Source organism: Streptomyces kebangsaanensis (genome assembly GCF_001906585.1).
Taxonomy (GTDB): domain Bacteria; phylum Actinomycetota; class Actinomycetes; order Streptomycetales; family Streptomycetaceae; genus Streptomyces; species Streptomyces kebangsaanensis.
This window is the reverse complement of sequence record NZ_JUJA01000085.1, coordinates 56,082-62,705: the sequence shown is the minus strand read 5'-3', so window position 1 is coordinate 62,705 and position 6,624 is coordinate 56,082. Positions and strand designations below refer to the sequence as shown.

General features: G+C 73.5%; 9 protein-coding genes and 2 pseudogenes. 8 read left to right on the top strand and 3 right to left on the bottom strand.

Annotated features, from left to right (window positions below; translation table 11 throughout):
* The 3 genes and pseudogenes from RH94_RS43200 to RH94_RS12780 all read right to left on the bottom strand — a co-directional run.
* Positions 1-207: pseudogene (locus RH94_RS43200) on the bottom strand (methionine synthase); the annotation flags it as partial.
* Positions 208-250: 43 nt separating this feature from the next.
* On the bottom strand, positions 251-949 hold the full coding sequence (locus RH94_RS12785) for an SDR family oxidoreductase (protein WP_073947729.1): 699 nt from the start codon (positions 947-949) through the stop codon (positions 251-253).
* 15 nt (positions 950-964) lie between these two features.
* Positions 965-1,504 (bottom strand): LOG family protein, encoded by a 540-nt coding sequence (locus RH94_RS12780; RefSeq protein WP_073947728.1) that lies wholly within the window; start codon positions 1,502-1,504, stop codon positions 965-967.
* 74 nt (positions 1,505-1,578) lie between these two features.
* Between RH94_RS12780 and RH94_RS12775 the strand changes: the two genes are divergently transcribed.
* The 8 genes and pseudogenes from RH94_RS12775 to RH94_RS43195 all read left to right on the top strand — a co-directional run.
* Positions 1,579-1,902 carry a DUF427 domain-containing protein gene (locus RH94_RS12775; RefSeq protein ID WP_073947727.1) on the top strand — a complete coding sequence of 108 codons (324 nt, stop codon included), beginning with the start codon at positions 1,579-1,581 and terminating at the stop codon, positions 1,900-1,902.
* 46 nt (positions 1,903-1,948) lie between these two features.
* Positions 1,949-2,728 (top strand): alpha/beta fold hydrolase, encoded by a 780-nt coding sequence (locus RH94_RS12770; RefSeq protein WP_073947762.1) that lies wholly within the window; start codon positions 1,949-1,951, stop codon positions 2,726-2,728.
* Positions 2,729-2,872: 144 nt separating this feature from the next.
* Entirely contained in the window at positions 2,873-3,811 is a 939-nt protein-coding gene (locus tag RH94_RS12765; RefSeq protein WP_073947726.1) for a ketopantoate reductase family protein, read from the top strand.
* Between the two features lie 87 nt (positions 3,812-3,898).
* Entirely contained in the window at positions 3,899-4,432 is a 534-nt protein-coding gene (locus RH94_RS12760) for an SRPBCC family protein (RefSeq protein ID WP_073947725.1), read from the top strand.
* 134 nt (positions 4,433-4,566) lie between these two features.
* Positions 4,567-4,977: a hypothetical protein gene (locus RH94_RS12755; RefSeq protein ID WP_073947724.1), complete on the top strand. Its 411-nt coding sequence runs from the start codon at positions 4,567-4,569 to the stop codon at positions 4,975-4,977.
* Positions 4,978-5,048: 71 nt separating this feature from the next.
* A complete protein-coding gene (locus RH94_RS12750; RefSeq protein ID WP_073947723.1) occupies positions 5,049-5,540 on the top strand; it encodes a hypothetical protein in 492 nt (163 codons plus the stop codon).
* Positions 5,541-5,596: 56 nt separating this feature from the next.
* Positions 5,597-6,340, top strand: a complete 744-nt coding sequence (locus RH94_RS12745) for a DsbA family protein (RefSeq protein ID WP_073947722.1) — start codon at positions 5,597-5,599, stop codon at positions 6,338-6,340.
* Positions 6,337-6,624, top strand: a pseudogene (locus tag RH94_RS43195) (cytochrome c biogenesis protein CcdA); the annotation flags it as partial. The gene RH94_RS12745 and the pseudogene RH94_RS43195, both read left to right, overlap by 4 nt.

The following is a 6,624-nucleotide window of genomic DNA, read 5'->3' as shown; positions in this document are numbered from 1 at the left end:
GGGCTCCACGCGCGCGTACAGCTCGACGAGCATCCCGGCGGTCCGCCCGATCATGTCGGCGCCGGGCCCACGCGCGGGCAGCTCGGGCAGGAAGGGGAAGTCCTCGAAGGTGCCGGTGACGGTCTTGACGGCCTCCCGGGCGTCCCCGCCCGGCATGGACCCGACGCCGGTGGCGGCACCGAAGGTGAACTGGCTGTTCTCACTCACCCGGGAAGCGTACGCAACTCCCGGCCCGGCGTGCGGGGTCCGCTCACCGCCCCGGCCGGACCGTCAGGTCGTTGACCTCCGCGTCCCGCGGCAGGTCCAGGGCCATGACGATGGTCGTGGCGACCGACTCGGGGTCGATCCACTTCCCCGGGTCGTACTCCTTGCCCTCCTGCTGGTGGACCTTGGCCTGCATGGGGCTGGCGGTGCGGCCCGGGTAGACGGAGGTGACCCGGACGCCGTTCGCGTGCTCCTCCTGGCGCAGGGAGTCGGCCAGGGCCTTCAGGCCGTGCTTGGAGGCGGCGTACGCGGACCAGGCGGCGCCCGCGTTCAGGCCCGCGCCCGAGTTGACGAACACCACGTGCCCGCGCGAGGCGCGCAGCTGGGGCAGGAGGAGGCGGGTCAGTTCGGCGGGGGCGAGCAGGTTGACGTCGAGCTGGTGGCGCCAGCTCCTCGGGGTGAGCTCGCCGACCGGGCCGAGGTCGACCACGCCCGCGACGTGCAGCAGGGAGTCCACCCGGTCGGGCAGCGTCTGGTGCGAGAACGCCCAGCTCAGCCGGTCGGGGTCGGCCAGGTCGCCGACGAGCGTCCGGGCACCGGGGAACTCGGCGGCCAGTTCCTTCGCGCGGCCCGCGTCGCGCACGTGCAGCACGAGCTCGTCCCCGCGCGCGTGCAGCCGGCGGGCCACGGCCGCGCCGATGCCGGAACCGGCCCCGGTGATCACATGTGTAGCCATGCCCGCCATGCTCGCACCACGGCGTCAGCGGCCGCTCGGCGACTCCTCCAGGTACGTCATCGCGCCCGCGGGCTCCTCGGCGAAGAGCACGAGCTCGGCGAGCGGCCGGGGCAGGAACCCGTCCTCCTCCATGCGGCGGAACTGCTGCCGGAGGCCGTCGTAGAAGCCCTCGGTGTTCAGCAGCACCACCGGTTTGTCGGTCCGGCCGTGCTTCTTCAGCTCCAGGATCTCGGTGGCCTCGTCGAGCGTCCCGGTGCCGCCCACCATGATCACGACCGCGTCGGCCTTCTCCAGCAGCAGCTTCTTGCGCTCGGCGAGGTCCCGCGCGATCACCATCTCGTCCGCGCCGGGCCGCGCCTTGGCCGACAGGAAGTCGACCGACACGCCGACGAGCCGCCCGCCCGCCTCCTGCACACCGTCCGCGACCACCTTCATCAGCCCGGTGTCGGACCCGCCCCAGACCAGGCTGTGCCCGCCCTTGCCGATCAGCCGGGCGAAGTCCCGCGCGGGACGGGTGTAGCGGTCGTCGAGATCGGCGGCGGAGAGGAAGACGCAGATGTTCATGGGCTCAACGGTACGGGGCGGGAAGCCGGCGCCGTACGCGGGAAGAACCGTGCACTCCCGGGCGCTGTTCCGATATGACCCAAGGACACACGATCACGATCGACAAGAGCGGCGAGCACGTACGCGTGGTGCACGACGGCCAGGTCCTCGCGGAGAGCGACCGCCCCCTGGTGCTCCGCGAGACGGGCTGTCCCCCGCGGTACTACCTGCCGCCCGAGGACGTGCGCCTCGACCTGCTGACGCCGTCCGACACGCACACGTACTGCCCCTTCAAGGGCACGGCGTCCTACTGGTCCCTGCCGGACGCGCCGGACCTGGTGTGGGCGTACCCCGACCCGAAGCCGGACGTGGCCGGGATCAAGGACCACCTGTGCTTCTACGACGCGGAGGCGTTTTGACCGAATGAGTCCGCCGAGCCGTGGCAGTCTCACTGACATGACCGGCATGGACAAGAAGACCGTCTCGCGTGACGGCACCTCCCTCGCCTACCACCGCGCCGGACAGGGGCCGGTGGCCGTCCTCGTCAGCGGCGCGATGTCGACGGGCGCGACGATGGCACCGCTGGCGGCGGCGCTGTCGGACCGCTGCGACGCCGTCGTCTACGACCGCCGGGGCCGCGGCGGGAGCGGGGACACGGCGCCGTACGCGGTGGAACGCGAGGTCGAGGACCTCGCCGCGCTGATCGATGCGGTGGGCGGCGAGGCGTCGCTGTACGGCGTCTCCTCGGGCGGCGCGCTGGCCCTGAGGGCGGCGGCGAGCGGGCTGCCGGTCCGCCGGGTGGCCGTCTACGAGCTGCCGTACGCCGTCTACGAGGGCGGCGAGCGGGAGCGCGCCGAGTACACCGAGAACCTGACCGAGGCGCTCGCCCAGGGCCGCCGCGGCGACGCGGTGGAACTGTTCCTGCGGCTCACCGGCCTGGCTCCCGAGATGATCGCCAGCGCCCGCCAGTCCCCCCTGTGGGCCGGCATGGAGTCGATCGCGCCCACCCTCGCCCACGACAACGCCGTGATGGGCGACGGCCTGGTCCCCCACGACCTGCTGGCCACGATCACCGTGCCGGTGCTGTCCGTCTCGGGCGGCGCGAGCCCGCCCTGGCTGCGCGAGGCCGCCAGGGCGATCGCGCAGGCCGCGCCCCGGGGGACGTACCACGTCCTGGAGGGCCAGACCCACGCGGTGGAACCGGAGGTACTGGCACCGGTACTGGCGGATTTCTTCGCCGCGTGAAACGGTCTTCGTCCGCGGTACGGCGGGACTGGATGCGGTGGGCCGGGACCGGAGATGCGCCGGGACCCGTCGTTGTCGGCACCCACCGGGACGGCGGCCCCGCCCGACCGGGGACGCCCCGCGACCGGAAGGGACACCACAGCCATGCCCAGCACCGCTCACGACGTCACCGAAGCCACTTCCGCCGAGGACGCCTCCCGCCCCTGGACCGTGGCCGTGCTCGGCCCCGGCGGTGTCGGCGGACTGCTCGCCGCGCTGCTGTCCCGGGCGGGTCACCGGGTGATCTGCCTGGCCGGGGACGCGACGGCGCAGGCCCTGCGCGAGGGCGGAATACGGGTGCGCAGCGGTCAGTTCGGGGACTTCACCGCCGAGGTCGAGGCGGACACCGAGCTGCGGGAGCCGGTCGACCTGTGCGTGGTGGCCGTCAAGCACACCGGTCTGGACGCCGCGCTGGACCGGGTGCCGCCGGCCGTGCTCGGCACGGACGGCCTCGTCCTGCCGCTCCTCAACGGCATCGAGCACCCCGGCACCCTGCGCCGCCGCTACGGCGACGACCGGGTGGCCGCGGGCGTCATCCGCGTCGAGTCGACCCGCGTCGCGCCCGGTGTCATCGAGCACGGCAGCCCGTTCACCGAGATCGACCTGGCCGGGACGACCGCGCGCCCGCTCGCCGGCCCGGCCGCCGTGCTGGAGTCCGCCGGCGTGCGGACCCGCCTGGCCGGGTCCGAGACCGCCGTCCTCTGGGCGAAGCTGGCCTTCCTCGCCCCTTTCGCCCTCCTCACCACCCGCTACGACGTCACCATCGGCACGGTCCGCACCGGTCACCGCGAGGAACTGCTCGCCCTCGTCGGCGAGATCACCGCCGTCGGCCGCGCCGCCGGGGCGCCGCTCGACCCGGGCCGGACCCTGGCGATGTACGACGCGTTTCCCGCCGGGATGAAGTCCTCCATGCAGCGCGACGCCGCGGCGGGCCGCGCCCTGGAGCTCGACGCGATCGGCGGCGCCGTACTGCGCGCCGCGAAGCGGTACGGCGTTCCGGCGCCGACGGCCGCCCGACTGGTGTCCGAACTGGCACTCCTGTGACCAACTCAACATCTCCCAGGGGGAGTTAACGACCGTAAACTCCCCGTGCGGGAGCGGCGAACGACCGCGCCCACACGGGGAGCAGCCATGCGTTACGCCGACCGGCCCAGCACGCACCGCGAGGTGCACATCGCGGCGGAACCCTCGCGGGTCTGGGAAGTCGTCACCGACGTCGAGGCCATGGCCGGGTGGAGTCCCGAGCTGGTGCGCGTGGAGTGGCAGGACGGTGCCGACGGGCCGGCACCGGGCGCCCGCTACTTCGGACACAACCGGAATCCGCTCGTGGGCGAGTGGCGGACCCTCTCCCACATCACGGAGGTCGTCCCGGAGCGCACCCTCACCTGGTGCGTGCTGGACCCCGACGGACGCTACGGCAAGGCCGGCGAGGACCCGGCGGACCGGATGGCCACCTGGTCCTTCGCCCTCACCCCGGCGCCGGAGGGGGGCACCGTACTGCGCCAGTCGGTCACGGTCGGCCCCGGCCGCTCCGGCCTGAACGCGTACATCGACCGCGCCCCCGACCAGGAGGAGGCGATCATCGACTACCGCCTCAACGAACTGGGCAAGGGCATGGACGCCACCCTGGCCGGGATCAAGGAGACGGCGGAACGCCGGCCCTAGCGGTACGGGCTCCGTCCCCCCGCCTTCGGGCACGGGCAGTGCCGGGTGGCTGAGCGTGATGCCACCCTGCCGGGGTGTCGGTGCGTCCGGTGTGCCCTGGTCTATGGTGGGCACGGCCGGAAGGAGGTGCGGGGATGCTCGGGAAGCGGCACGGTGCCATGGGCGCCGCCCTCGCGCTGCTGACCCTGCTGGCCGCGCTGTTCTGCGCCACGTCGGTCCGCCCGGACGTCTCCGTGGCCCCGGTGGTCTCCGCCTCTCCCGTGGTGGAGGGTCCCTTTGCCGCGGCCGCCGTCTCCTCCGTGGCCCTCCCCTCCCTCGACGCAGCCGGTCGGAGCGGCGGTGCCGCCGCCGCGGACGGGCCGTGTCTGAAGAAGGTGGTCCCGGACCAGCCGCAGCCGCGAACCGGCGCCGCGCCGGTCAGCGGTCTGTCCGCGGGAGCCGGTGGCACGGCGTGGGTCCGCGGGTCCGCGCACGCGGTTTCCCGGCACGCCGGTCCGGCTCCCTCTCCTCCCGACCTCACCGAGCTCTCCGTACGACGCGTATAGGCCGCGCATCGAGTCCGTGTGCTCCTGTCGGCCCGTACAACCGCGCGATCGCGCAACCGGAGAGTCTCCCGTTGTCCTCTTCCCGCTCGCCCCGGGCGGCGTGGGCCGCCCTGCGCCGCTGGCCCCGTGGCCGGTGGATCGCCGTGGCGGCCGCCACGCCGCTGGTGGTCCTCGCCCTCGGTGTGCCCACAGCCCTGGTGCCGAACCCGTTCTTCTCCCGCTCGGTGCCCCCGGTGTGGTGGAACCACATCGTGCTGGTGCTCACCGCCCTGCTGTCGGCCGTCGTGCTCGCCACCTACGTCCGGACGGGGACCCCGCCCCGTGACGACCGTGAGCGCACCGGGCGTTCGCTCGGGTCGGCCGGCGCGGTGCTGTCCTTCCTCGCGGTCGGCTGCCCCGTCTGCAACAAGGCCGTTCTCCTCCTCGTCGGAACGTCGGGGGCGCTGAGCTACTGGGCGCCCCTGCAGCCCGTCGTCGCGGTGGTCTCGCTCGCCCTGCTGACCGAGGCCGCGCTGCGGCGTCTGGCGTCCGAGGCGGCGTGTCCTGTCCGGCCCGGCGCCTGACTCCCGTCTCCCTCCTTTCTCCCTCCCTCCTTCCGCACGTTTCGCTTCGGAGTGCCATGTCTTCCTCTCTTCGTGCCCGTCGTCGCCGTCTGGTCCTGATCACCGCGGTGAGCGGCGCGGCGGCCGTGCTCGCCTCGACCATCGCCCTCACCGGCACGTCCGGCGGCCCGAGTGCCGAGAAGGCCCCGGCGGCCTCCTCCTCGGCCTCCGTCCCCGACGAACGGGAGGCGTCGCTGCTCGCCCTGGCCCGCCGGGAGGCCGGGGATCCGCTGGCCAAGGGGAAGGCCGACGCCCCCGTCGTGATGATCGTCTACTCGGACTTCCAGTGCCCCTTCTGCGGCAAGTTCGCCCGCGAGACCGAACCCGAGCTCGTCCGCGAGTACGTGGACAAGGGCGTGCTGCGCATCGAGTGGCGCAACTTCCCCGTGTTCGGCGACGAGTCGGAACGGGCCGCGCGGGCCGCCTGGGCCGCCGGACAGCAGGGCAGGTTCTGGCAGTTCCACGACGTCGTCTTCGGAAAGCCGCGGGAGCGCAACCAGGGCCAGTTCTCCGCCGTACGCCTGCGGGACATGGCCCGTGAGGCGGGCGTCGCCGATCTCGACCGCTTCGGCACCGACATGGAGTCGGAGGCCGCGGGTGAGGCGGTGAACACGGACCAGGAGGAGGGTTACGGCCTGGGGGTGTCCAGCACGCCCGCCTTCCTCGTCAACACCACGCCGGTCCTGGGTGCCCAGCCGCTGACCGCCTTCACCGTCGCCGTCGAGAAGGCGGCCGAGGAGGCCGGGGCAGCGGCGCGATGAGCGAGATCACCGCCGCCACCGCCTTCCTCGGCGGACTGCTCGCCCTGCTCAGCCCCTGCAGCGCGCTGCTGCTGCCGGCGTTCTTCGCGTACTCCTTCACGACGCGCACGCGCCTGCTCCTGCGCACCGCCGTCTTCTACGCGGGGCTGTGCGTGACGCTGGTGCCGCTCGGGGTGGCCGGCTCCTTCGCGAGCCGGCTGTTCTACGGGCACCGCGGGACACTGGTCGCCGTCGGCGGCTGGACACTGATCGCGCTGGGGCTCGCGCAGGCCCTGGGGCTCGGG